We start from the raw sequence: 23,762 nt of genomic DNA on the forward strand, positions 1-23,762 counted from the left end.
AATTATCCTTTAGTTGCTCCGCCCATGCTGAACCCTTTGGACATATACCGCTGGGAGAACATATACAGCACCACGGAAGGCATCGTATACAGCAAGGAGAAAGCGGCAAGTCTGCCGTATTCGACGAGGCCGTGGCTGCCGAAGAATTGATAGATCGTGACGGATGCCGGCAGCTTCTCCGGTGTCTGCAGAAGAATGTAGGGCACAAAGAAGTTGCCCCAGCTGCCCGAGAAGGTGAAGATCGCAATCGTGGCAATCCCCGGCAGCATCAGGGGAGCAACCACCTTTCTCAGCCCGCCCCATACGGATGCGCCGTCAATCCAGGCCGCTTCCTCCAGGTCGATCGGTACGGAATCCATAAAGCTCTTCATCATCCAGATGCCGTACGGCAGAGACGAAGAGGTAAGAAAGAGCATGGTAGCGAAGATGGAATTCTGCAATTTGAAATACAGGAACATCTGGAAGACCGGAACCATTACTGCCGTAATCGGCAGCGAGGTCATGAACAGAATGCTCAGCAGAAAGCTCTTTTTAAACCTCATCTCATAACGGGACAACGGATAAGCCGCCAGTACTGAGGCAAGGACGACCAGTGTCGCCTGCCCGCCGGAGAGAATGATCCCGACGCCGAACGAGCGCAGATTGCCGCTGTCCCCAAGCACCGCCGAGAAGTTATCCAGCGTGAAATTAGGCATCTTGATGCCCTGCTGGGCGTTGGTATCAAACGAAGCCAGCAGAATCCAGAATAACGGCAGCAGGAAGCAGAGTCCCAGCACCACGAGAATACCATATTGAATATTGCGTTGAAGCCTATGCTTGACCATAGATGATGCACCTCCTTCAGGGCTAGACTTTGACTTTCATTGATTTCATGTAGAATAAGCTTGCAACAATTCCGATCAGCAGCAGCACGAGCGAGATGGCCGTACCGTATCCGAATTGATAATTGACGAAGGCCTGGTTGTACATAAATACCGGCAGAGTTTGCGTAGCCGTACCCGGCCCGCCACCGGTCATCGTATAGATGAGTGTGAAGACGCCGAGCGTCTGCAGGGTGACCAGCATCATGTTGGTGACAATCGAGCCCTTGACCATCGGAATGGTGATGTAGCTCAGTATTTTAAAGCTGCCCGCCCCGTCGATCGTAGCGGCTTCCTCAATATCCTTGGGAATCTCATCCAGTGCAGATTGGTAAACCATCATCGAAAAAGCGGTACCATGCCAGATGTTGGCGATAATGACGCTGACCATCGGGAAGCTGAACAGCCACGAAATCGGGCTTATCCCAAACCAGCCGATAATCTGATTGAGCGTACCGTTATCGCTGAAGAAGGCTACCATGCAGAAGGCTACTACGATCTCCGGAGTAACCCAGCCGGCGATAACAATGATACCGATAATCCGGCGGAACGTAATATTTTTCTCCTTCATCAGGAGCGCCAGAATGAATCCCAGCACGACCTGGCCGATGACCGCGGAGAAGATCAGAAAGACCAGCGTTCTCCACACACTGATGCGGAAATCCGGGTCCTGAAACATATTAGTGAAGTTGCGGAAGCCGACAAACTCCAGATTCTGGGCAGCGCTCCCCGTCAAGGCCATATTTGTAAATGCAAAGTAAACCGTCAATATAATCGGAACGATAAAAAAGATCAGCAGCAGCAAAACCGATGGCGTCAGAAACAGAAATGCGCTCCGCGATGTCCTCTTCATAGTAGGTCACTCCCCCTCCAAATCCGAAAGAGGAGAATGGCTTCTCCCCTTTATCCGGATGGTTAACTCTTTATTTTACTTCTACTTTGTCTTCGCCCAGCGAGCGGGTCACATTATCCTGCAGCTGCTGTACCGCATCCGCCGGAGCCAGCTTACCGGAAGCTACGCTTTCCACCAGGCTCTGGATCTGTGCCGACACCGTGGCATACTCGTCATTGGCCGGACGGAAATGGGCTACATCCAGCAGCGCCTGAGCTTCGGCAACAAAGGTACGGTCGGTGTATCCTGCTACATCCACGGAGTCATTGCGCGGGCTGAGGTTACCTTCGGCAACTACGCGTGCGGTAGCATTCTCCTGGTTCATCAGGAACTCCAGGAACTTCCAGGCTGCTTCTTTATTCTGTGATTGTGCCGGAATCGACCAGGCCCAGCCGCCGGACATCGTGATCGCTCCCGGTTCCTGGCCGTTCTGGGTCGGGAATGGCGCGAAGCCCATCTTCTCTTCCACGTTCTCGATCGGAGCCGCGCCGTTCTCGAACCAGGTCGAGCCCGCCCAGCTTCCGTCCACCGCCATCGCCAGCTTGTCTTGCGGGAAGAGCTGCTGGAAGGCAATACTGCCGGCTTGTCCGTTCAGGGCCACCTGCATCGAGGTTCCGGTCTGGTCTACATTGAATACCTGGTTAATGAAATTAAAGGAGTCCAGCAGTCCCGGGCTGTTCACGACCCATTTCTTGGTTTCGTCATTGTAAAGGGTATCGTTCGTACCATAGAGCAGCATTTCCAGCGTCTGCATCGTTACGCCCTCACCGCTGGATTTACCGACGATCAGATTCAGCGGGGTTACGCCCGGAAGCTTGTCTTTAATGGTCCGTGCAGCTTCAAGCACCTCTTCCCAGTTCGCAGGCTGGAACGGCACCGGTAGGCCCGCCTCGGCGAACAGCTCCTTGTTGTACCAGATGCCCCGGGTATCCGAAGTGGCCGGAACACCGTAAATCTTGCCGTCTTCACCAGTTACGCCGGCTTTGAGGTTCTCGATAAATTTGTCCTGCCAGTCGCTCCAGCCGGCAACCTGGGTGTCCAGCGGCTCCAGATAGCCTGCGGCAGCATCGGATTTAATGATCGAAGTATCTTCGGCCACAATATCCGGCGCGGTATCGGGGGATTTCATCTGCAGTACAATCTTCGAAGTATAGTCGCCTTCACTGGCCAATACCGGAGCGATGTTGATCTTGATGTCCGGGTTCGCTTCCTCGAATTCATCAATCAGGCCGGATTCAAAATATTTGGTCAGCGTGTCTTCCGAGCCCGAGGAACGGAAGGTGATGGTCACTTCTTCCTGGCCTTCGGCTGCGGCTCCGGATTCGGAATTACCGCCGGAACATGCCGTCGTCAGGAGAAGGAGGGAAGCCATCGCTGCTGTCATCGATACTTTCAGTTTGTTTGTCTTCATGTGTCTTTGCCCCTTTTGTTGTATGATTTCAAAACGCTTTCATATCAGCTTTGAAAAGAACGGCAGAGCCGCCTTTTCGCAAAAAAACAGAAAGGTTAATGAGCTACTTCAACACCCGGAACCCGCAATAGTCCATGACCAGCTCGCTGAACAGCATGTTGGACCAGGAGAACCACGGACGGGTGAATTTGCCGGCATCCTCGGCGCAGAAGCCTTCATGGGTGAGTCCCGTGCCTGCGTCCGTATCCTGGATTAACTGCAGCAGGCGTGCTTTCTCGCTGCGCTCCGGCGAAGTCAGTCCCTGCATCGATAGGGCAATATGCCAGATATAGCCCTCGGGAGTGTGCGGACTGCCGATGCCCTCTGCCGCTGCGCCTTTATAGTAGTAAGGATTATTTTCGCTGAGGATAAATTTCCGGGTATTCCGGTACACCTCGTCACTCTCGTCGGTATACCCCAGATAAGGCAGTGACAGCAGGCTTGGCACATTGGCATCATCCATCAGATTATACTGGCCCTGACCATCGGTTTCATAAGCATAAATTCTTCCATAGACCGGATGATCGCAGATACCGTACTCCTGAATCCCCTGATTAATTTCAGCGGCCAGCTTCCGGGCAGCTTCCGCCAGCTCCTGATCTCTGTAAATTTCTTGCGCAATTTCCTCCAGGTAACGAAGCGTCACCACAGCGAACATATTGGAAGGAATCAGATATCCGTATTCACAGGCATCATCGCTCGGACGGAAGCCCGACCAGGTCATTCCGGTATAGACAGTTTCAGTCCCTTTGCCTTCCCGCGGCAGCGTATCCGTAAGCGGTGCATCCAGCCGCTGGAACCGGTAGCCCGACTCCGTCTCATGATGCTGCTCCACTCTCCAGAGCTTGATAATTTCAAGGGCGGCACGGCGGTAGCTCTCGTCGAACTGGGTTACACAGCCGCTGTTCTTCCACAGCAGATAACTGAGCTGGAGCGGATACGCCAGTGAATCGATTTCATATTTACGCTCCCAAAGCCAAGGGCCCATCTCTGTAACATCCGACTGATGCCCCTTGCCGTTCGCTTCTTCATTGAAGGCATTGGCATACGGGTCAAGCAGTATGTAATTCATCTGCCGTCTGACCAGTCCGGCAATCATCGCCTCCATCTCAGGGTCTTCTGCAGCAAGCAGCAGATAAGGTCGGACCTGGGCGGCCGAATCGCGCAGCCACATCGCCGGGATATCGCCAGTAATTACAAAGGTTGTTCCATCCGGCTTGCGGGAAATCGTGGTTCCAATTGTGTTGATCAGGCAGTCTTCAAACATTTTGGCCAGCTTCGGAGAGCCAGCCAGCTCCAATTGCACCTTACCAATCATATCATATACTGACTTTGGTATATCATTTTGCAGCTTCAAGGTTGAATATTGCACCTCCGCATTAGATTATACTAACTTCAAACGCTTTCATCATATTAAACAATTAATATTAATATGTCAATATAATTATTGGTATATTAATAGAGTTTATTTTGTATTGGTATATTAGTATAAGTATATTTGTTTAAAAGACACCAAAAAAAGCCTTCTGTACGAAGGCTTTGCTCTCGTTGCGTACCTCTTGCTCCGGGTTGAATCTGCCGGTTACTCCGGTTACTCCGGATGGACAGGAGCCGTCGATCTCCCTTTAATTAACGCCGCAGGCAACAGAATCCGGGTAATCGGCTGTTCATGACCCTGCATATCAAGAACATGCTCGAACGCCTGCTTGCCGATTTCAAACTGGTTCTGCCGCATATGGGTGATCCGGCAGCCCTCCTGCGATTCGGGACTGTCGAAGCAGATCACCGATAAATCCTCGGGAATCCGCAGGCCCAGCTTGCCGGCCGCCTCTTCCACCAGCAGGGCAATGTTATACTCTGCCGCGAAGAGCGCAGTAATCTCAGGATTTCTGCGGAGATGCTCCACCAGCTTGTCCACATCGTCTATGCGGGCCTGCGGGTCAAATACATTCGGCATGGTCGAAGTAAAGGTCTCCAGCCACATCTCCCGGTTGACGGCCTGGCCTTGCTCCGCATACGCTTCGATAATTCCCTCAATCCGTTCCTCGATGGTTGTGGTGTTTGCCGGCGGCGGTGCCAGAAACCCGATATGCCGGTGCCCCAATCCGAACAGGTATTGGGTTCCCTCTTTGGCTGCGCGGATATTGTCCGTACTGACCGAAGAGGCGGGAATCCCCTTCAGATAACGGTCGATCATTACGAACGGGAACTTCTGGATGACCAGCTTTAGAATTTCGGCGCTGAAGAATTCGCCTTGGGCCGGAAAAATGATCAGCCCGTCCACGCCAAGCCCCAGCAGCTGCTGGATGGCTTTCTCTTCGAGCTCCGGCGTCCCGAAGGAGCGCCGGACGACCAGGAAGCAGTCATGCTCCCGGGAAGCCTCCTCCATCCCGTAGATCAGCTCTGTACCGTACATGTCGCTGAAATTCGTAATCACCAGCCCGATAATCCGTTTCTTGGCGGACGGGCGGGCGGTCTGCTGGTGCTCGAACGGCTTCAGCAGCATGGAATCGGCATCCGCCACGAAGGAGCCTCTGCCCGGTTGACGGATAATCAGCTGCTCATCGGCCAGCAGCTTTAGCGCTTTCTTTGAGGTAATCCGGCTGACGCCAAACTCCGTGCAGAGCTCCTGCTCCGATGGGACCCGGTCGCCGACTTTATATTCATTCCTTGTTATCCGCTCTTTCAATGTCTGAAAAATCATCTCGTACATCGGCATTGAACCTGAGTCGTTGGGCATATCCTCCACCTCCATTTACAGCTTTCCCTCTAAAAGGACATATACTAATATACCATGTTATATTAGGAATGTGAAGATTGGTTTATTTCACAAGCACAGATTTACGGGCGACGAGGGTAGGCGGGATGTACATACGCAGCATTTCCCTGCAAGGACCTTTCTGAGATAGCAGCAGACTGGCGGCGGCCTCGCACATCTGCTCTTTCTCTACCCGCATGGTGGTCATAGCCAGTCCGCTCTCTTCCTCGTAATGAAGATCGTCAAAGCCGACGACGGAGATATCCTCCGGCACGCTCAGTCCGCGCTTGCGCAGCTGCCTTGCCAGGAGATACGCAATCCGGTCGTTGCCGCAGAAGAACGCCGAAGGATATTCATCTGCAGCATTCAGGTAAGCCTCAATCTCCTGTTCCGTTTGCCGGAAGCCGGCGGAATACGTCAGCACCTGCTTCATTTCAAGCTCACAGCCCGCTTCCTGCATGGCCCGCCAGTAACCGAGCCAGCGTTCCTCATGGCTGGTCGTCAGGTTGGCCGGGCCGATAAAGCCGATGCTCCGGTGGCCGGACCGGAGCAGCATCGACACCGCTTCATAGGCCCCTTCCATATTGGCGGAAGTGACCGCCGGACAGGGCAGATCCCGGTGGTAGGAATCGAACATCACCAGCGGCGTCTTCAGCTCCCAGACGAGTCTGGCATACGCCTGCTCCACGATTCCGAACAGAATGATGCCTGTATAGGAGATCTCTTTGCACTGGCGCGGCAGCTGCAGACGTTCCTCCATTTCGCGGCCGATGGGGGCAATTACTGCGCTGAGGCCCCGCTTGCGGATACTCTTCTCCAGTCCCCAGATCAGATCATGATAGAACCGGAAATGATCGTTGTCCTGATAGCTCATGACCCGCTCCGGTACCAGAACGAGCACATTCCCGCCGGCCGGCGGCTGCCCGGCATATTCGCCGTAGCCCATCTCCCTTGCCGTACTCAGAATGCGGTAGCGCATCTCTTCGCTGACGCCCTTCTTGTCCTGCAGGGCGAGCGATACAGCATTCTTGGAAATATTCAGCCGGTCGGCGATATCCTGCATGGATATTCTCTTCTTACGGGCCATTGATCTTTTCAATCCTTTCAATCCGTGATAAGCTTAAGCCAAATTTACTTTACAAACATCAGTTTTGTCAAGTTTGTCAAGTTATATTCCACTTTTAAACAGTACACTTGAATGATGAATCAGGAGGAACTATCCGTGAACTACGCAATGGGTATCGACATTGGCGGGACGAAGACCGCGCTTGGCCTCGTCTCCAACGACGGGCAGATGTTATCCAAGGCTTCACTCACCACCGACTTATCTATCCCCCCCTCTGACATGGTTGACAAGATCGCCGAAGCGGCTAACCGGTTATTGGCGGATCAAGGCTTGCAGCAGGCAGACCTGCAGGGCATCGGCATCGGGGCGCCCGGTCCGCTGAATACGAAGCTGGGGCAGATCGCCGAGCCTCCCAACCTGCGAAGCTGGTGGAGCTTCCCGGTGGTGCAGGAGTTTAAGCGTCACTTTGAGGTGCCGATTGTGCTGGAGAATGACGCTACGGCCGCGGCCCTCGCGGAGAAATGGCTCGGCGCAGCCAAGGCTGCGGACCATTTCGTGTACATCACGATCAGCACCGGCATCGGGGCGGGCATTTACAGCCACGGCCGGCTGATAACCGGCGCTACGGGCAATGCCGGCGATATCGGGCATATGGCGATTGATGCCAGCGGCCCGGTCTGCAGCTGCGGCCAGCGCGGCTGCTTCGAATATGTGGCCTCCGGGACAGCCATCGCCAGAGAAGCCAGCTACCTGCTTGGACGTCCGGTGACATCCAAGGAAGTCTTCGAGCTGGCTTTGGCCGGCGGTGACCCCGCCATGGAGGCGCTCGTTAACCGCGTGTTCGGCTACATCGGTACCGGCTGCGTGACCATGATCAACACCTTCGACCCCGAGCTGCTGGTGATCGGCGGCGGAGTTTCCCAGATCGGCGCGCCTTTGTTCGATGCGGTGCGCAACTATGTGGGGCGTTACGCGCTGAACCCTTCCGGACGCAGCACCCGCATCGTCCCTGCAGCCCTGCAGCAGGATGCCGGACTGATCGGTGCAGCCGCACTCATTCATACCCAATATTAGAACAGGAGTGTTATTCCATGAATCAGCCTATCTATTTGCAGCCGGTCTTCCAGGAACGGATCTGGGGCGGAACGAAGCTGCGTGATTTGTTCGGGTATTCCATTCCCAATGATTCCACCGGCGAATGCTGGGCCATCTCGGCGCACCCAAACGGACAGAGTACGGTCAAAGCCGGGCCTTACCAGGGCCTGCCGCTTGGCGAATTATGGACTTCGCACCCGGAATTGTTCCGTTCCCAATCCCCGGTGTTCCCGCTGCTCATCAAGCTGCTTGATGCTTCGGATGATCTGTCGGTGCAGGTGCATCCCGATGATGAATATGCCGGCAAGCACGAGAACGGCGAGCTGGGCAAGACGGAATGCTGGTACATTGTCGCTGCGGAGCCCGGTGCGGCTATCATCTACGGCCACGCGGCCACTTCCCGGGCCGAACTGGAACAGATGATCTACAGCGGGGAATGGGATGACCTGCTGACCAAAGTTCCTGTGCAGCCAGGGGACTTCTTCTATGTACCGAGCGGCACCATTCATGCCCTCGGCAAAGGGATTGTCGTTCTGGAAACCCAGCAAAGCTCCGACACGACCTACCGCGTCTACGATTATGACCGCCGGGACAAAGAAGGTAACCTGCGTGAGCTTCATCTGGACAAGGCCATTGACGTAACGGCCATTCCGCAGGTATACGAGCGGACAGAATACACCACCGATGAGGTTGACGGTCTGGTCAAGACCCCTTTTGTGGCCAACTCCTTCTTCACTGTCCAGAAATGGGAAATCTCCGGGAACGCCGCTCTGCCGGAGCAGGAGAAATACACCCTTGTCAGCGTTATCGAAGGTAAGGGCTGCCTGCGCACCCCAAGCGATGAATACACACTGAACAAAGGCGATCATCTCATCCTTCCGGCCGGATTCGGGGCTTACGGGCTCGAAGGGGAGCTTCGGCTTATCGTTTCGCAGGAATAACAATCGCTTCTGCTGCCGGGAGTAGAGTATAGTAGGAGTAGCTAATAATAGATTCCAGGAGGCTACAGCCATGTCCAAGGAGATTTGGATTAACCTGCCGGTCAAGGATGTTGTAAAGTCCACTGCCTTTTACAATGAGATTGGATTTCCAGCGTCGAATGTGGGTCACGAGAGAGCCAAGCTTGACGTGGGACAAACCCCTATTCTGCTGTTCCCGGAGGCAGCGTTCGAGAAATTCACAGGTTCGAACACCGCAGACACTTCCCATAGCGCAGAAGTCATATTTTCTGTTGGCGCTGACAGCAGAGAAGAAGTTGATGCCATTATCCGGCAAGTAGAACTTGCCGGGGGAAGCATCTTTGGCCGGCCGGGCGACATTGACGGCTGGATGTACGGCGCAGGCTTTGCCGACCCGGACGGTCACCGCTGGAACCTGCTGTACATGGATGAGAGCAAGATGCCGAGAAGCTAATATGGAAACGCCGGTCACCTGCTACAGGTTACCGGCGTTTTTTGTACCTGATGCCTAGAACGCAGGTATAGGCGAGTTAACTTATAGCATCTGCTCCCCGATTGCCGGATCAAAGTCGGCTACGATCAGCATATCCATATGGCGGGCGTTCCGCAGCAGATAGTGGACGACACTCTCTTTAAGCAGGGTGTACCAGAGCGGCTTGCGGGATTGGCCGATAATAAGCTGCGTTGCCTGCACCTCGTTCATCCGGTGCAGCAGCTCCACGCGGATGGCCTTGCGGCTGCCGGTTTCCGCTACCTCCATGATTCCGCCCAGCCGCTCCGTCAGCTGCCGCAGCACCTCCAGCCGTTTCTGCTCATGCTCTGACCTGATACCGCCGCCATGGACATAATGCACATACCACTGCGCCTTGAGGCGGTGGGCGATGCGGAAGCCGCGGCGGATCAGCCGCTCCGATCTTGCGCCCAGATCCACGCAGACGAAGATGACCTCACGCCTGCCCCACGGTCCGCGCAGCGAGGCCTCCCGGTCCCAGGCCTCCAGCCGTTCATCCACATCATCGGCAATTTCCCGCAAAGCCAGCTCCCGCAGAGCGATCAGATTGCCGATCTTAAAGAACGATTCCAGCGCCTGATGGATCTTCTCGGCCGCATAGATTTTCCCTTCGCGCATCCGTTCCTGAAGCATCTGCGGCGTCACATCGATCAGCTCCACTTCATCCGCCAGCTTGAGGACGGCGTCAGGCACCGTCTCGCGGACGCGCACCCCGGTCAGCTGCTCCACCGCATCATTCAGACTCTCCAGATGCTGGACGTTGACCGTCGTAATCACGGAGATGCCGTTCTCCAGCAGCCGGACTACATCCTCGTACCGCTTTCGGGTCCGGCTTCCCGGCACATTGGTATGCGCCAGCTCATCGACCAGCACGACCTCGGGGCAGCGGGCAATGATTGCGTCGGTGTCCATCTCCTCCAGGACCGTGTTCTGGTAGGAGACTTTGGCCCGGGGGATTAACGGCAGGCTGCCCACCTGCTTAATGGTTTCCTGGCGTCCGTGCGTTTCCAGCAGACCGATGACAACATCAATCCCTTTGCCCAGCAGGATATTGCCTTCCTGGAGCATTTTGTAGGTCTTGCCTACCCCGGGTGCCGCTCCAATATACACCTTGAAGGTGCCGCGGCCCATCGTTCGGATTCTTCGCTCCATCTCTTTGCTGCTAAGCCGGTGAAACGGCTCCTCCTGCCGTTCCGGCCTGGCTTTGACAGGCAAAATACGTTCCCCCTCCTGCTCTGCCCGGTCGGCCATGACGAAGATGTCGATGTTCCTGGTCCTTCGAAGCACCCGGTTAACAATCGAGCCCTGCCGGTGCTCCTGCCAGCGGCTCTTCTTGGAATGGCCCAGCACAATCCGGGTCACGTTGTTGCGGATGGCGTAGCGGACAAGCACAGTCGGCAGCTTGCGGCTATGCAGCAGCGGAAGCTCCTCGAACCGGCCGTCCACTTTCTCCGTCAGCTTGCGGACCTCGCGCTTAAAAGCCTGCTGCTCCTTCGTCAGCTTCCGTTTGGACAGGACAAAGCTCACCACCAGCAGATCGCCGTTCAGCCGCTTGGCAATCTGCTGCCCCCGGCGCACATGCAGCGACCCGTTCCAATGATACTGGGCGGAGACGAGAATGCGTTCAATCGCCCCCGAAGGACCGATCAGGCCCTGCTGCTCCCGGTGCTTCTCCAGGGTATCGTTCACACCCTCCGCGACCAGCCGCAGTGAAATTTCGCGCAGCACCCCGAGATTGCCGCGGCGCGCCATGGCCGGGTGCGTCCCCTCGCCCAGCACCCCCTCGTCGATCCGGCTGAGGATCGTTTCTGGAGAGACATCAATAAGCTGGACTTCGTCGGCCAGTTCCAGTGTATCCTGCGGAACCGTCTCTTCCGCGCGGATGCCGGTCATTTTCAGGACAATCTCCCCGACCCCTGCCAGCTCGTATGCATTAATCGTAGTAATCACACTGATTCCCTGATCCAGCAGAAACCGGATATCCTCCAGCCGTGTGGGGAACCGGGCGCCTTCACGGTTACGGTGGGCCAGGCTGTCCACCAGCACTACCTCCGGGTTGCGCTCCAGCAAAGCATCAACGGGAAGGTCCTTCTGCTCCTTGCCGTCCTTCCACCAATGGATGCTGGGCACCCGCTCGAGATCCAGCAGCTGCTGCACCGTATCCGAACGCTGCATCGTCGACACTGCGCTGACCACCACATCGATCCCCTGCTGCTTCAGCGACCGGCCTTCCTTCAGCATATGATAGGTTTTGCCCGCGCCGCTTACCGAGCCGATCACAATTTTCAGCCTACCCCGGTGCAGTTTGTAAATGGAATAGAGAATTTCTTCCGGTGATTTGCGTTGATATGGCGGTACCATTTCTTCCTCCGTTTTTCGTATGGGCATAAATGGCCCGGATGCCGGGAACCAGACCCTGTTTTGCTGCGAGTATATCATTCAGGGGATCAGCGTGGGATTAAGAGTCCGGCCGCAGCATTAGGATGGTATAAAGATCAATCCGTCCACCATAAAGCAGAGCATTGGCCTGGGAGCCGAATGCAGATGTTTTGCGGAGACCCCAATATCTGTGTCCCGGCGCACCAAAAAACACGGCAGCCTGTAAAGGCTGCCGTGCACATGGTAATCGTTAGAAATTAAAATCCTCATCCCGCAAAGGCTCCACATTCAGCGCCCGCACGTAGCCGTTGCCCTTCTTGGAGAAGAAATCATGCTGCTTCGTGTGCGTGCTGATGCCGTTGAACACGATCGGATTGACTTCCTCGTCTTCAAACAGCGGGTCGAAGCCGAGATTCATCATCGCTTTATTGGCATTGTAGCGCAGGAAAATCTTCACTTCATCCACCAGGCCGATGGAGGTGTAAATCTGTTCCGTATATTGCTCTTCATTGGCATGAAGGAAGCGCAGCAGCCCAACCAAACGCTGGTAAAGCTCCTGCTGCTCCTCCTCGTCCAGCTCATTGTAAATTTCCTGGGCCAGCACCCCGACATACACCCCGTGGATGCTTTCATCGCGCAGGATCAGGTCAATGATTTCTCCGCTGCAGGTAAGCTTGCCCTGACCCGCCAGATAGAGCGGGTAGAAGAAGCCGCTGTAGAAGAGGTAGCTTTCCAGCAGAACGGATGCGGCCATGGCCATGAAGAGGTCTTTTTTCGTATGAATATTGTTGTAGTACTGCTGAATCGTCTCTGCTTTGGTCTGCAGATGCGCATTCTCTTCAACCCAGCGGAAGACTGCGTCAATCTCTTCGGTAGCAGCCAGTGTAGTGAATATGCTGCTGTACGACTTGGCATGAATCTGCTCCATCATGGCCATAAAGCCGAGGACCGCCTTGCGCTGCAGCCCGTCGACATGCTCCAGAATCTGCGGCATCCCCACGCCGCCCTGAATGGTATCGAGCAGCGTCAGGCCGCCGAGCACCTTCATATAAGCATCCTTTTCCAGCTCGCTGAGGGTTACCCACGTCATTTTATCGTCGGATAAAGGAATTTCATCGTCTGTCCAAAATTGCATAATGTTCTGGTTCCAGAACATCATGGTGAAGTCGTCGTCCGGGCGGTTCCAGTTGACCGCTTGAATTGCTGGCATAGTTCTGAGTCTCCTTCGGATAACATTAGATCGAGCAGGTCAGGCATTCTTCCACAGACAGCTTTTTGGTGCGGGTATAGTACAGGGATTTCAGCCCCTTGTGGGCGGCGTACAGATAGCAGCGGGCCAGTTCCCGCGTAGTCACGTCGCTGTTCACGTGCAGGACGGCCGAAATGCCCTGGTCGATATGCGGCTGGATTTCGGCGATCAGATCAATGACCTTGAACTGGTCCATCTGATACGCGGATTTATAAAAGAACAGATTATCCTTGCGCAGATAAGGCATCGGATAATAAGTTGTAGAGTTCGCGTAGGTCCGTGTCTCGATCTGCTCTACGACAGGCATTACGCTGGAGGTCGCATTCTGGATATAGGAAATGCTCGCTGTCGGTGCAATCGCCAGACGGTATGCATGATAGAGCCCGTGCTTCATCACGTTCTCCTTCAGCGCCTTCCAGTCTTCCGGTCCCGGAATGTCCATGCCGCTGAACAGCTCCTGCACCCGCTCTGTTGCCGGACGGTAGTCCGTCTCCAGATAACGGCCGAAGTATTCGCCCGAAGCGTATTCCGACCCCTCAAAGCCATAGAACACCTCACCGGCAGCCTTGGCGATTTCCATGCTCTTCTCCAGCGAGTGATAGTTCATGGTCATGAAGAAGGTGCGCGCGAAATCCTTGGCCTCATTGCTTTCATAGGCGATTTTATGCTTGGCGAAGAAGCCGTGCAGGTTCATTACTCCAAGGCCGACCGAATGCATCTCCCGGTTCGCTTTGGCAACGCCCGGCGCGTTGTCGATCCGGGTCATGTCGCTGACGGCGGTCAGGGCAACCATGCCTTCATGCACGGATTCCTTGATCTTGCCATGCTCCATCACGTTGACAATATTGAGCGAGGCCAGGTTACAGCTGATATCGCGGCGGATCTGGTCGGGCTGGCCGTAGTCGGTAATTTCGGACGTCTCCTGCAGCTGGAAGATCTCGGTGCACAGATTGGACATCTTGATCTGGCCCACATTTTTCAGGGCATGGCCTTTGTTGGCATTGCTCTTGTTCATGATGTAGGGATAGCCGGACTCCAGCTGGGTCATGGCGATTTTGGTCAACATATCACGGGCGCTCATCACTGCCTTTTTCTTCACACGGTCGTCTGCGAGCAAGGTATCGTACATTTCGTCGAGATCCATATCATCAAGGTGCTTGCCGTAAGCTTTGAACACACTATAAGGCGCAAATACATGCAGCTGCTCATTATTCTGAGCCAATTGATAGAAGCGGTTGGGTACAATGAGTCCGATGGACAAGGTCTTCAGGCGGACTCTCTCATCGGCGTTGATCTTCTTGCTGTCCAGAAACTCCACGACATCCCAGCCGAAAATATTGTAGTACGCCGCACCCGAGCCTTTGCGCTGGCCCATCTGATCCGCATAGGAGAAGCCGTCCTCCATCAGCTTCAGCACCGGCATAATGCCTTTGGCTGCGCCTTCCACGCCTTTGATCGCTTCGCCGCGGGCCCGCAGCTTGGACAGGTTGACCGCTACGCCGCCGCCGACCTTGGAGAGCTGCATGCAGGTGTTCAGCACATAGTTGATCGAGTTCAGTGAATCATCCATCTCCAGCAGGAAGCAGGAGACCATCTCGCCGCGGCGGCTCTTGCCCGCATTCAGGAAGGTCGGCGTCGCCGGCTGCAGCCGCTGCTCCATCATCGAACGGGCGAGCATCCGGGCGGTTTCGGCATTGCCGCGCCCCAGATGCAGCGCTACAGCCGCGACCCGGTCCGGATAATGCTCCAGGTAGGTCTTACGGTCATTGCTCTTCACTGCATAATCGGTATAGAACTTGGAGATGGCCATGTAAGATGGAAATTTAAAGTTATAGCTGTGTGTAATCGCAAATATCTCCGACACTTCTTCAGCCGCGTACTGCTTATAGAAGTCTTCGTAATAATCATTCTCTATCATATAATGGACCTGCTGGGCAGCATCCGTAAAGTTCAGGCTTCTGGCTTCCACGTCCTGCATGAATTCGGCCACGGCCTCGAGGTCCTTGTCCAACTGGAAGAATCCTTCGGCATCGCGTTTCACCAGCATGTTATTAAGTTCAATATGTCGCAACCAGGCTCACTCCTCTTTCAAATCTCTCTACATCGGTCTTCGTTCCGGACAGCTCGAATTTGCTGATGACCGGAACCTGGTACTGCTGCGAAATCAAATCCGCGCTCAGGGCAAACCGCTCTCCCCAGTTGCGGTTGCCGCTGGCGGATACGCCCTGCAGGTGTTTGGCATTGTGCTGCAGAAAGGCAGCTACCCTCTGGGGAATCTGGCCAAAACCCGTTGTATATGTAACCAGCACATAAGGTTCGTCAACCGTCATTTGCTCGTCGATCTGAACCGCCGGCAGCTTAAGCTTGGAAATAAACCGTTTGACGTTGCCCGTCTTGGAATCATAAACAATGAGCATCGATGCCGCCTCCTTGAATCTATGGAAAAAGATGTTACCCACTATATTTAGATGACTTTATCCATTTTACAACTATATATTGAAAAGTCAATGTTCCATCTGTACCTTATTGCTAGAAGCGGTTACATCCGCAGGCTGCCACAACAGGTCCTTTCAGGGCTATCCCTTTGCAATGCCGCCTTCCTGTACGTTATTCTATTTTTTAATGTTAATCTTAACGGAAAGGATTGAAGCACATGACCACTTACCAGCTAGGCGTTCTGTTCGGAGACGGGATCGGACCGGAGATTACCCAATCGGCGGTGGATATATTGCAGGCAGCTTCGCGGAAGGAGGGTTTGCAAATGGACTTCGTGACGCTTCCCATGGGCTGGGAAGGGATTGAGAAGTATGGCGACCCGCTCCCGCAGCATACCAAGGATGAGCTTGCGAAGCTGCACGGCTGGCTGATGGGCCCGCATGATTCCGCAGCTTATCCCGGACAGCACCGGGCAGGCCGCAACCCGAGCGGCGAGCTGCGCCACGATTTCGATCTCTTCTCCAACGTTCGTCCGGCCAAGAATATGCCCGGCATTGAGGGCGTTGTGCGGAACACTGACCTAATTATTTTCCGCGAGAATACGGAAGGCTTCTACTGTGACCGCAATATGTTTGCCGGAGCCGGGGAATGGCAGGTTACCGAGGATCTGGTAATTTCCGCCGGTGTGTTCACCCGCAAAGCGGCGGAGCGCATCGCCCATGAAGCCTTCCGGATGGCTATGCAGCGCCGCAAGAAAGTAACGGTTGTACATAAAGCAAATGTGATCAAGCTGGGTACCGGTCTGTTCAAAAGGGTCTGTCTGGAGGTTGCCTTGCACTACCCGGAGGTACAGGTGGATGATTATCATATCGACGCCATGACAGCCCATCTGGTCCGCCGCGCGCGCGACTTCGACGTCATCGTTACGGAGAATATGTTCGGGGACATTCTGTCGGATTTGACGGGTGAGCTGGTGGGCAGCCTGGGACTGGCCCCCTCGGTTAACACGAGTGACAGGCACGCGATGGCACAGGCTGCCCATGGCTCCGCACCGGATATTGCCGGGCAGAATATTGCCAATCCGGTCGGCATGATCCTCTCCGCCGTTATGCTACTGCAGTGGCTGAGCGCCCGTCACCGGGACGCTGCCTTGCAGGCTGCCGGTGAACGGATCGAGCAGGCTGTGTTCAAGACGCTGGAAGAAGGGGTGAAGACCCGCGACCTGAAAGGTTCAGCCTCGACTACCGTATTCACTGCGGCCGTTATCGCTAATCTTTGATTGCAGGATTCAGTTAGAACAGAACGATTCCGGCTACCGCAGACAACAATATAACCGCAAATGGATGGATTTTGAATTTAAGCACTGCCAGCAGACAGCCGGCGCATATGATGACCATTCCCAGCGTGGACCAGTTCAGCAGGGACCGGTTCGTTCCGCCGGCCGCAAAGTGGATCGCTGCATACATAATGAGTCCGGTTATAATGGGACGCAAGCCGTAGAACGAAGCTCTAACCCATGAATTGCCCTGCAGCCGCAGAAATATAGAGGCGAACAGGATGACAATAAGCAGCGAAGGCAAAATAATGCCAATCGTTGCCATAGCAGCTCCGGGAATCCCCATTTGGGAGTATCCGATCAGGGTCGCTGTATTGGTGGCAATGGAGCCCGGAGCCATCCCGGCCAGTGCAACAAGCTCTTGAAACTGCTGTCCCTCCATCCACCCTGCGCCGACAACCTCACGCTGGATCAGGGCAATGATGGCATACCCGCCGCCGAAGGAAATACAACCGATTTTCAGAAAGACAAAAAACAACTGCCATAACACATCATCAGCACCTTTAGATGTAATATTCGGGAACGTTGATCTCCAGCCGGTTATCCTGTGCTTCCTTCTCGGTAAGAGCCGCCATACCCAGCGCCCGTTTCGCGGCAATAACCGCCATACCCAGCACCGGACCGCCCAGAATAAGATAAATGGTGTTAAGAGTTGTAAAGAGCAGCACAAGAACACTGAGTCCGGCAATGACCAGGGTTGAAGCATCAAATATGGAAGTCTTCCCTACTTTGTATGCCGCCACGATGATCAGCGCCACAACGGCAGCATGAACTCCCTTAAGCGCCGCCTCTACTTTCGGCACGTCTTTAAATATCGCCCCGAATATGCTGAGCGCAAAGACTATAACGAAGGTCGGCAGGATGATGCCGATTACGGCCGTTACTGCACCAGGCACTCCGGCAAGCCGGTAGCCGACAAAAGCAGCCGAGTTGACCGCCACGCCGCCCGGCGCAGAGCCCGCTACAGATACCATGTCTCCCACCTCGCCAGGCTGCAGCCAGTGTTTCTTATCGACAGTTTCCCGTTCAATCGCCGTAATCATCGCATATCCACCGCCGAAGGTGGACGGGCCGAGCTTCAGAAACACAACAAACAACTGGGCCAGCGTATGCATGTAAGCTCTGTGTTGTACATTCATATCGCACCTCTGTTCACCATTATAAAATTATAGCTATATTTTATTATAGCACCTTAATTTCATTTTGAAATAAAGTGAGGGAATTTCGCACAAAACAGACGCATATATAGGCGGAAATCACGAAAGTTAAATTCGTTTTAGAATAAACCTGATTAATCTGATATAATTAGCTGGAAAACACCCATGGTATTGACTATACTGAATTTATCCCGACTTATTCACTTGGAAATGGAGTGCAATACCGATGCCGAAGCCTGTCCATTCATCCATACATCAACAGATTTATGACCGTATTGCCTATCTGGGTACGGTGTCCAAAGCTGAGCTGCTGGATTATTTCCCGCTTACAAGCAGCAGCATGACCCGTATCCTGGAGGAGTTGACAGCACAGCAGCTGGTTATTGTATCCGGCCTGGGGGCATCTACCGGAGGACGCAAGCCGATTCTGTTTCAGACCAATCCCGGTTACGGTTATATTCTCGGGCTGGATATCTCCCGGCTGAGCTCCTCCCTCGGCTTGTTCGATCTGCATCTCCGCCCCCTATCCATTGTCCGCTGGGACATGGACCGCAGCCTTACGCCGGAGCGGCTTGTTGAACTTGTGGCTGATCATGCAGCTTCTATGCTTAAAGAGCATCAGCTTGAACGCCGCCAGCTTCTGGGTCTGGGCATTGGAGCGGTCGGTCCGCTCGACTCCGGCAAGGGACTGCTGCTGCAGACGGAATTCTTCCCTTCCGAAGCCTGGAGCAACGTCCCGATCTGCGCGCTGCTGGAGAAGGAGCTGCAAATCCCGGTGAGGCTTGATAACGGGGCGAATACAGCGCTGCTCGCCGAGCACTGGGCGCTGCGCGATGAAGCCTGCACCAATATGCTATATGTCCATGCAGGGATGAGCATACGCTCAGCCATCATGGTTGGCGGGCAGCTCCTGCGGGGCTCCATCGACACCGAGGGCGCCGTCGGACAGCTCATTATCCAGACGGGGGGGCCGCGGCTGCGGGACAAGGGGAACTACGGGTCCCTGGAAGCCTATGTATCGGTACCTTCTCTTGAAGAACGGGTGCAGTCACAGCTCAAAATCGGCCGGGTGAGCCTCCTCTCAGAAATCCCGCCGGAATCCGTAACCTTCCCGCTGCTGGTCCATGCGCTGGAGCAGCAGGACCCGCTTGTCAGGGAGCTGTTCCTGGAGACGGCTTCTTATCTGGGCGTCGGTCTCGCCAATCTGATCAATACCGTGCATCCCGAAACGGTTATTCTGGGCGGCGCGCTGATCGGCGCCGACCCGCTGCTCTATGAGACGGCGGTCCAGGTCGCCTGCCGGAATATTTACCGCCATCCGGAGTATAATCCTGTCTTCTCTCCCGGAATTCTTAAAGATGATGCCGCGCTGACCGGAGCGGCCCTGCAGATTCTGCAGGGCTGGGAGAAGTAGAACCGCCGGAAATAAATGCGAGAGCAGCGGTCTCCTCCAAAGCCGGAAACCGCTGCTCTGCTCATTTCTACTTATATTAGAGAGATATCTTAAACCTTCTTAACCAGAGCTTCCAGCAGCTCAAGCACAATCAGTTGACCGCTTGCGCCGAAGTTTCTTTTGGAGCCCAGCTCTTCCAGCGAGGCATGCAGCAAATCTCCGACCGTAAGGTACTGATTGTCCTGCAGCGAGTTCAGGATGCGCGAAATACTCCGCGAATTCCGGCAGCTTGCCTGCCGGAGCACCTGAATGGACTGATTGTAATACCATTCGTCGATATGAACATAAGATTGTAATGGGGCTCTTATTAACGATTTGGATAACCGTCTCGATAATTCCATCTTGCAAATCACCTCAGCACTCTGTTCAACCGTAAACGGATAGAATTAGAAGCAGTCCGTATGACGCCTAACGAATTCCTCGAAAGTCCGGGGCTCCCGCCCGGTCAGCTGTTTGAAATCAGAGGTTACCGGCTCGGCCGTGCCAAGCCTTGTCATCAGATAAAGCGCAACCGTTACATTGACATAGGCAGGGTCCAGCTTCCGGCTGCGGATATAGTAATGCCTGTACTTCAGCAGTCCAGGCTTGGCGTATGTAATGGTACGGCCGGTTACCCGGCTGAGAATCTCCGCCACCTGGTGATAGTCAAGCGCCTCGGAACCGGTTAACGTATAGCTGGTATTCCTGTAAACCTTTGGCTCATGCAGCAATGTCGCCGCCGCCAATCCGATATCAGCCGCGTCTATAAAGCTGGTTCTGCTCTGTCCTGCCGGAATGAACACCTGGCTAAGCTCCTTAATCTCCGCCGCATGAATTCCCGTCAAATTCTGCATAAAGAACCCCGGCCGGATATGAACATACGGCAAATTCTTAGCTTCTATGTATTTCTCGATTTTATGATGCGGCGGGATCGGATTCTTCTCCACCCCCATCAGGGAGAGGAAAGCGACAAGCTGAATCCCGCGTTCCTTCAGCGCATCGATGAAGGGATATAGATCCTCCGGTCTGCCCAGATGTGGAGGCCGGACCAGGAATACCCGGTCAATCTCCTCCAGCGCACCGCGGTATGTAACCGGATCGGTCAGATCAAGATGCACACACTCTGCCTGGGCGCCAAACCTGCGTTCCAGCTTACGGACATCGGTTCCGGCAGCTACGACGCTTTCACCCAGACGGCATAACTCTTCGACAACGAAAGCCCCGACATTCCCGGATGCGCCTGTAACCAATACTTTCATCATATCGATTCCTCTTCTTGCAGTAAGATTGCGTTTGCCTGTTGCATCAGCGTAATGAACGTTTGAAACTCCGCCGCACCCATTTGCTTCTCCAGCATTTCCATATTGCGGAAATATACTGAGGCCGTCGTTCGGACGAGCTCAGCGCCTTTCGGAGTAAGCGAGACATAATAGCTTCTTCCATCCGTCGGCGACAGTGTTTTGTAAAGATAGGCTTGCCGGACGAGCGAATTAATCAGTGCGGTTACGGTAGGCTTCGCTACCTTCAGGAAGCTGCTTACCATCAATGGTGTAACAGGCCCCTGCTGTTTGTCGGTGTAAATAAGCACCCCCATTTCGCTGGATCTGACCGGTAAATTGTTCTTGGCATTCATGTGTAATCGGCAAAATAAACCGATGGTGTCGGCACTTTCGCTTAACCTCTCCTCATTCAAAACAGTGAACCTCCGCAAATATAGTTAGTATGACTAACTATATTTTTGCATTAAGCTCCGCCTCTGTCAATGGGGTCCCCTTCTGATCTCACGGCAGCAAGCAAAATTCTTGACTGTTCGCACCGTATCGAAGATAATTATTGTTTCACTGAAAATTCCATTATGGAAGATTATTGAATCCGGAAAAGGGGCGATCGTCATCAGTTGGTTAAGTGATCTCTATAAAATGCAGCAGAGGGAGCCGAAAAAGGACGTCGAACCCGATCTGATCAATGCCATCTTCCGGATCTATGACCGTTTCCCGAGAATCGGCCTGCGGGAACGGACCGGCCAGCAAAACATGTCTCTCGATATCGCCGACGCATATGTCCAGGGCTGCAACGCCATGATCGAGGCCGGAGTCGGCATCGGCAAATCTTTTGCCTACCTCATTCCCGGCCTGCTCATCAACCGCATCTCGCAGCAGCCGGTTATCATTGCAACCTCCTCCATTCAGCTGTCAGAGCAAATCCATAAAGATTTGCGCGTCATCGGCAGCCGGCTCGGCTTTACCACGGTCCGTTCCGTCGTCGGGAAAGGGATGGGCCAGTATGCCTGCCGGTACAGGGCAGCGGGCTTACTGAATCCTGGTGAGACAAGCTCCCCCCTGTCCGGACTTGTAGAGCGTATCGTTAATTATGAAATCGACGAGCGGGCGGATATTAAGGGCGGAGTAAGTGATGCCGTGTGGTCCAATGTCTGCGTGAACGATTGTAAATTTGAACAGTGCCGGTATAGAACGACCTGCGCCTTCTATGACATGCGTGCAAAGATTAACGCCAGACCCGGCGACATGGATTTCATTATCGTCAACCAGGATCTGCTGATCCGCGACCTGATCAAGAAGAAAGAAGGCACCAAGGGATTAATCACCGAACGGCCCGCCTTGATTGTCATCGATGAAGCGCATAATCTGGAAGCGAAGGTCAGGGATGCGCGGACGCTCGAATTCACGTTCCGCGGAGCCTGCCGCGCATTGGATGACACCCTGCAGATTCTGCTCAAGCAAACGGCGGATAAATCGCTGCTGCCGCAATTCAAATGGTTAACAAGCTGCGTCCGCGGTATATTCAAGCACGTGGAAGCCGATCTGCTGCAGAATGCCAAGCAGGAGAATGACCGGATCAAGGTTTCGGAGATGCACGGAATTCTGTTCAGCCGGGGCGTAGAGATACTGAAAGAAGCCCGGCTCAGCCTCTCGGTGCTGAGCCGGCGGAATGAGCGGGAGATCGAGGACGCCTATGAAGCCGTAAACGGACTGATCGAGCTCTTCGCGGTACTCGCCGGGACGAAGGACAGTTATCTGCTCTGGGCAAGTAAACCCCAGCGGGAAGCCACCGTCAGCATCTGCCCCAAGAACATCAGCCAGTTTCTGAAGCATACGCTATTTAACGGAAAAACATCTGTGATCCTGACGTCGGCAACCCTGTGCCAGGGCGGAGAGACGCTGGAGGAGCAATACGCGTATCTGACCCAGTCCCTCGGTTACAAGGGGGATTTTATGGACCGCCAGGCTTCCCCGTTTGACTATGACAACCACACGATGATGTACATAGCCAAAGACGTCCCGCACTACCATCATGAGAACCGGACAGGCTACCTGGAAGCGGCGTACAAAGAAATGCTGCGGCTCTGCAAAGTCACCGAGGGGCGGACGCTGGTGCTTTTTTCGGCCAAGGAGGATATGAAGGCGGTCTACAGCAAGCTGATGGCTGAGGCGGACAGGCTGCCGTGGGCGGTGCATGTGCAAAAGGAAGGATCGTCGCAGGACGAGGTCATTGCGGAATTCCGGGGCAGCAAGGGCGTGCTGCTCAGCACCGGCGTCTTCTGGGAAGGCATCAACATCGAAGGCTCCGATCTGTCGCAGGTCATTGTGTTCCGCCTCCCCTTCCCGGTTCCCGCCGATCCGGTCTATGAATATAAAGCCTCTATGGCCGCGCATCCGCTGCAGGAGGTATTCGTGCCGGACATGCTGCTCCGGTTAAGACAGGGCACCGGCCGCCTGATCCGCAGCGAGACTGACCTCGGTGTCCTCAGCATCCTCGATTCCCGCCTGTCCTCCGCTGCCGGCAAGGATTACCGGCGCAAGGTGCTGGACACGCTGCCGTTCAAGCGGGTGACCGAGGACTTCCGGGTGCTGGAGAAGTTTGTGCGGGAGAAGGGAATAAAGCGTGTGCCCGGCAGCTAGTTCCATGACCAGTGCGGCTATGCACATGCACTATTGACTTGTGAGTAAGGGCTGGGCTGCCGGGCATCCCGCCCTTAGACTTGGCTGGGTCAGCGCAATAGGTGGATTATCGCATACTAATTTTGCTGTTTTTCTGTTTTTTCAGCAAATAAGTCGATTATCGCCACTAGCGTTGCATTAACCCTGACATGTAATTAGATGCTGTTTATTAAAGTATCTAAAGGGATGTTTTTACATTTGTTTTTGACTGCCAAGCTAAAAA

General features: G+C 54.4%; 21 protein-coding genes. 6 read left to right on the plus strand and 15 right to left on the minus strand.

Annotated elements, in window-relative coordinates:
• Nucleotides 1-2: 2 nt before the first annotated feature.
• The 6 genes from F1381_RS11400 to F1381_RS11425 form a co-directional block, all read right to left on the minus strand.
• Nucleotides 3-824 carry a carbohydrate ABC transporter permease gene (locus tag F1381_RS11400; RefSeq protein ID WP_151734958.1) on the minus strand — a complete coding sequence of 274 codons (822 nt, stop codon included), beginning with the start codon at nucleotides 822-824 and terminating at the stop codon, nucleotides 3-5.
• Nucleotides 825-846: 22 nt separating this feature from the next.
• A complete protein-coding gene (locus tag F1381_RS11405; protein WP_151734959.1) occupies nucleotides 847-1,713 on the minus strand; it encodes a carbohydrate ABC transporter permease in 867 nt (288 codons plus the stop codon).
• Nucleotides 1,714-1,783: 70 nt separating this feature from the next.
• Nucleotides 1,784-3,163 carry an extracellular solute-binding protein gene (locus F1381_RS11410; RefSeq protein WP_151734960.1) on the minus strand — a complete coding sequence of 460 codons (1,380 nt, stop codon included), beginning with the start codon at nucleotides 3,161-3,163 and terminating at the stop codon, nucleotides 1,784-1,786.
• Nucleotides 3,164-3,266: 103 nt separating this feature from the next.
• Nucleotides 3,267-4,520 carry a glycoside hydrolase family 125 protein gene (locus F1381_RS11415; protein ID WP_151735003.1) on the minus strand — a complete coding sequence of 418 codons (1,254 nt, stop codon included), beginning with the start codon at nucleotides 4,518-4,520 and terminating at the stop codon, nucleotides 3,267-3,269.
• Between the two features lie 273 nt (nucleotides 4,521-4,793).
• A complete protein-coding gene (locus F1381_RS11420; protein ID WP_187355296.1) occupies nucleotides 4,794-5,942 on the minus strand; it encodes a GntR family transcriptional regulator in 1,149 nt (382 codons plus the stop codon).
• Nucleotides 5,943-6,024: 82 nt separating this feature from the next.
• Nucleotides 6,025-7,047, minus strand: a complete 1,023-nt coding sequence (locus F1381_RS11425) for a LacI family DNA-binding transcriptional regulator (RefSeq protein ID WP_151734962.1) — start codon at nucleotides 7,045-7,047, stop codon at nucleotides 6,025-6,027.
• 135 nt (nucleotides 7,048-7,182) lie between these two features.
• Between F1381_RS11425 and F1381_RS11430 the strand changes: the two genes are divergently transcribed.
• The 3 genes from F1381_RS11430 (at nucleotide 7,183) to F1381_RS11440 (ending at nucleotide 9,534) form a co-directional block, all read left to right on the plus strand.
• Nucleotides 7,183-8,100, plus strand: coding sequence for an ROK family protein (locus F1381_RS11430; RefSeq protein WP_151734963.1), 918 nt, complete (start codon nucleotides 7,183-7,185; stop codon nucleotides 8,098-8,100).
• A gap of 17 nt (nucleotides 8,101-8,117) precedes the next feature.
• On the plus strand, nucleotides 8,118-9,062 hold the full coding sequence (gene manA, locus F1381_RS11435; protein WP_151734964.1) for a mannose-6-phosphate isomerase, class I: 945 nt from the start codon (nucleotides 8,118-8,120) through the stop codon (nucleotides 9,060-9,062).
• Nucleotides 9,063-9,132: 70 nt separating this feature from the next.
• Nucleotides 9,133-9,534 carry a VOC family protein gene (locus tag F1381_RS11440; RefSeq protein ID WP_151734965.1) on the plus strand — a complete coding sequence of 134 codons (402 nt, stop codon included), beginning with the start codon at nucleotides 9,133-9,135 and terminating at the stop codon, nucleotides 9,532-9,534.
• A gap of 81 nt (nucleotides 9,535-9,615) precedes the next feature.
• Here F1381_RS11440 and F1381_RS11445 read toward each other — a convergent pair whose 3' ends face one another.
• The 4 genes from F1381_RS11445 to nrdI form a co-directional block, all read right to left on the minus strand.
• Complete coding sequence (locus F1381_RS11445) at nucleotides 9,616-11,952, minus strand: histidine kinase (RefSeq protein ID WP_151734966.1); 2,337 nt, start codon at nucleotides 11,950-11,952, stop codon at nucleotides 9,616-9,618.
• A 268-nt stretch (nucleotides 11,953-12,220) separates the two neighbouring features.
• Nucleotides 12,221-13,180 (minus strand): class 1b ribonucleoside-diphosphate reductase subunit beta, encoded by a 960-nt coding sequence (gene nrdF, locus F1381_RS11450; RefSeq protein WP_151734967.1) that lies wholly within the window; start codon nucleotides 13,178-13,180, stop codon nucleotides 12,221-12,223.
• A 25-nt stretch (nucleotides 13,181-13,205) separates the two neighbouring features.
• A complete protein-coding gene (gene nrdE / locus F1381_RS11455; protein ID WP_151734968.1) occupies nucleotides 13,206-15,290 on the minus strand; it encodes a class 1b ribonucleoside-diphosphate reductase subunit alpha in 2,085 nt (694 codons plus the stop codon).
• Nucleotides 15,277-15,636 (minus strand): class Ib ribonucleoside-diphosphate reductase assembly flavoprotein NrdI, encoded by a 360-nt coding sequence (gene nrdI, locus F1381_RS11460; protein WP_151734969.1) that lies wholly within the window; start codon nucleotides 15,634-15,636, stop codon nucleotides 15,277-15,279. Before nrdI ends, nrdE begins: the two co-directional genes overlap by 14 nt.
• A 236-nt stretch (nucleotides 15,637-15,872) precedes the next feature.
• Here nrdI and F1381_RS11465 point away from each other — a divergent pair, with 236 nt between their 5' ends.
• The gene (locus F1381_RS11465; RefSeq protein ID WP_151734970.1) at nucleotides 15,873-16,934 is read left to right on the plus strand and encodes an isocitrate/isopropylmalate dehydrogenase family protein; all 1,062 of its coding nucleotides are present in this window, start codon (nucleotides 15,873-15,875) and stop codon (nucleotides 16,932-16,934) included.
• Between the two features lie 13 nt (nucleotides 16,935-16,947).
• Here F1381_RS11465 and F1381_RS11470 read toward each other — a convergent pair whose 3' ends face one another.
• Complete coding sequence (locus F1381_RS11470; protein ID WP_151734971.1) at nucleotides 16,948-17,481, minus strand: chromate transporter; 534 nt, start codon at nucleotides 17,479-17,481, stop codon at nucleotides 16,948-16,950.
• Between the two features lie 13 nt (nucleotides 17,482-17,494).
• Nucleotides 17,495-18,130 (minus strand): chromate transporter, encoded by a 636-nt coding sequence (locus F1381_RS11475; protein ID WP_151734972.1) that lies wholly within the window; start codon nucleotides 18,128-18,130, stop codon nucleotides 17,495-17,497.
• Nucleotides 18,131-18,374: 244 nt separating this feature from the next.
• Here F1381_RS11475 and F1381_RS11480 point away from each other — a divergent pair, with 244 nt between their 5' ends.
• Nucleotides 18,375-19,562 carry an ROK family protein gene (locus F1381_RS11480; RefSeq protein WP_151734973.1) on the plus strand — a complete coding sequence of 396 codons (1,188 nt, stop codon included), beginning with the start codon at nucleotides 18,375-18,377 and terminating at the stop codon, nucleotides 19,560-19,562.
• Between the two features lie 89 nt (nucleotides 19,563-19,651).
• Here the strand turns inward: F1381_RS11480 and F1381_RS11485 are convergent, their stop codons facing one another.
• The 3 genes from F1381_RS11485 to F1381_RS11495 are packed head-to-tail and all read right to left on the minus strand — an operon-like array spanning nucleotide 19,652 to nucleotide 21,273.
• On the minus strand, nucleotides 19,652-19,942 hold the full coding sequence (locus tag F1381_RS11485) for a DNA-directed RNA polymerase subunit alpha C-terminal domain-containing protein (protein WP_151734974.1): 291 nt from the start codon (nucleotides 19,940-19,942) through the stop codon (nucleotides 19,652-19,654).
• Between the two features lie 45 nt (nucleotides 19,943-19,987).
• A complete protein-coding gene (locus F1381_RS11490) occupies nucleotides 19,988-20,842 on the minus strand; it encodes an SDR family oxidoreductase (RefSeq protein WP_151734975.1) in 855 nt (284 codons plus the stop codon).
• Nucleotides 20,839-21,273, minus strand: coding sequence for a MarR family winged helix-turn-helix transcriptional regulator (locus F1381_RS11495; RefSeq protein WP_151734976.1), 435 nt, complete (start codon nucleotides 21,271-21,273; stop codon nucleotides 20,839-20,841). The genes F1381_RS11490 and F1381_RS11495 overlap by 4 nt, the downstream gene beginning before the upstream one ends.
• A 109-nt stretch (nucleotides 21,274-21,382) precedes the next feature.
• Between F1381_RS11495 and F1381_RS11500 the strand changes: the two genes are divergently transcribed.
• Nucleotides 21,383-23,500 (plus strand): ATP-dependent DNA helicase, encoded by a 2,118-nt coding sequence (locus F1381_RS11500; protein ID WP_246187992.1) that lies wholly within the window; start codon nucleotides 21,383-21,385, stop codon nucleotides 23,498-23,500.
• Nucleotides 23,501-23,762: the final 262 nt, after the last annotated feature.

It is taken from the genome of Paenibacillus tengchongensis, assembly GCF_008973665.1.
Lineage (GTDB): Bacteria > Bacillota > Bacilli > Paenibacillales > Paenibacillaceae > Paenibacillus_AQ > Paenibacillus_AQ tengchongensis.

Bases quoted from the DNA above. Each gene is read 5' to 3' on its own strand.
- F1381_RS11400 (WP_151734958.1), bottom strand. From the start codon at position 824: ATGGTCAAGCATAGGCTTCAACGCAATATTCAATATGGTATTCTCGTG.
- F1381_RS11405 (WP_151734959.1), bottom strand. From the start codon at position 1,713: ATGAAGAGGACATCGCGGAGCGCATTTCTGTTTCTGACGCCATCGGTT.
- F1381_RS11410 (WP_151734960.1), bottom strand. From the start codon at position 3,163: ATGAAGACAAACAAACTGAAAGTATCGATGACAGCAGCGATGGCTTCC.
- F1381_RS11415 (WP_151735003.1), bottom strand. From the start codon at position 4,520: ATGATTGGTAAGGTGCAATTGGAGCTGGCTGGCTCTCCGAAGCTGGCC.
- F1381_RS11420 (WP_187355296.1), bottom strand. From the start codon at position 5,942: ATGCCCAACGACTCAGGTTCAATGCCGATGTACGAGATGATTTTTCAG.
- F1381_RS11425 (WP_151734962.1), bottom strand. From the start codon at position 7,047: ATGGCCCGTAAGAAGAGAATATCCATGCAGGATATCGCCGACCGGCTG.
- manA (WP_151734964.1), top strand. From the start codon at position 8,118: ATGAATCAGCCTATCTATTTGCAGCCGGTCTTCCAGGAACGGATCTGG.
- F1381_RS11440 (WP_151734965.1), top strand. From the start codon at position 9,133: ATGTCCAAGGAGATTTGGATTAACCTGCCGGTCAAGGATGTTGTAAAG.
- F1381_RS11445 (WP_151734966.1), bottom strand. From the start codon at position 11,952: ATGGTACCGCCATATCAACGCAAATCACCGGAAGAAATTCTCTATTCC.
- nrdF (WP_151734967.1), bottom strand. From the start codon at position 13,180: ATGCCAGCAATTCAAGCGGTCAACTGGAACCGCCCGGACGACGACTTC.
- nrdI (WP_151734969.1), bottom strand. From the start codon at position 15,636: ATGCTCATTGTTTATGATTCCAAGACGGGCAACGTCAAACGGTTTATT.
- F1381_RS11465 (WP_151734970.1), top strand. From the start codon at position 15,873: ATGACCACTTACCAGCTAGGCGTTCTGTTCGGAGACGGGATCGGACCG.
- F1381_RS11475 (WP_151734972.1), bottom strand. From the start codon at position 18,130: ATGAATGTACAACACAGAGCTTACATGCATACGCTGGCCCAGTTGTTT.
- F1381_RS11480 (WP_151734973.1), top strand. From the start codon at position 18,375: ATGCCGAAGCCTGTCCATTCATCCATACATCAACAGATTTATGACCGT.
- F1381_RS11485 (WP_151734974.1), bottom strand. From the start codon at position 19,942: ATGGAATTATCGAGACGGTTATCCAAATCGTTAATAAGAGCCCCATTA.
- F1381_RS11490 (WP_151734975.1), bottom strand. From the start codon at position 20,842: ATGATGAAAGTATTGGTTACAGGCGCATCCGGGAATGTCGGGGCTTTC.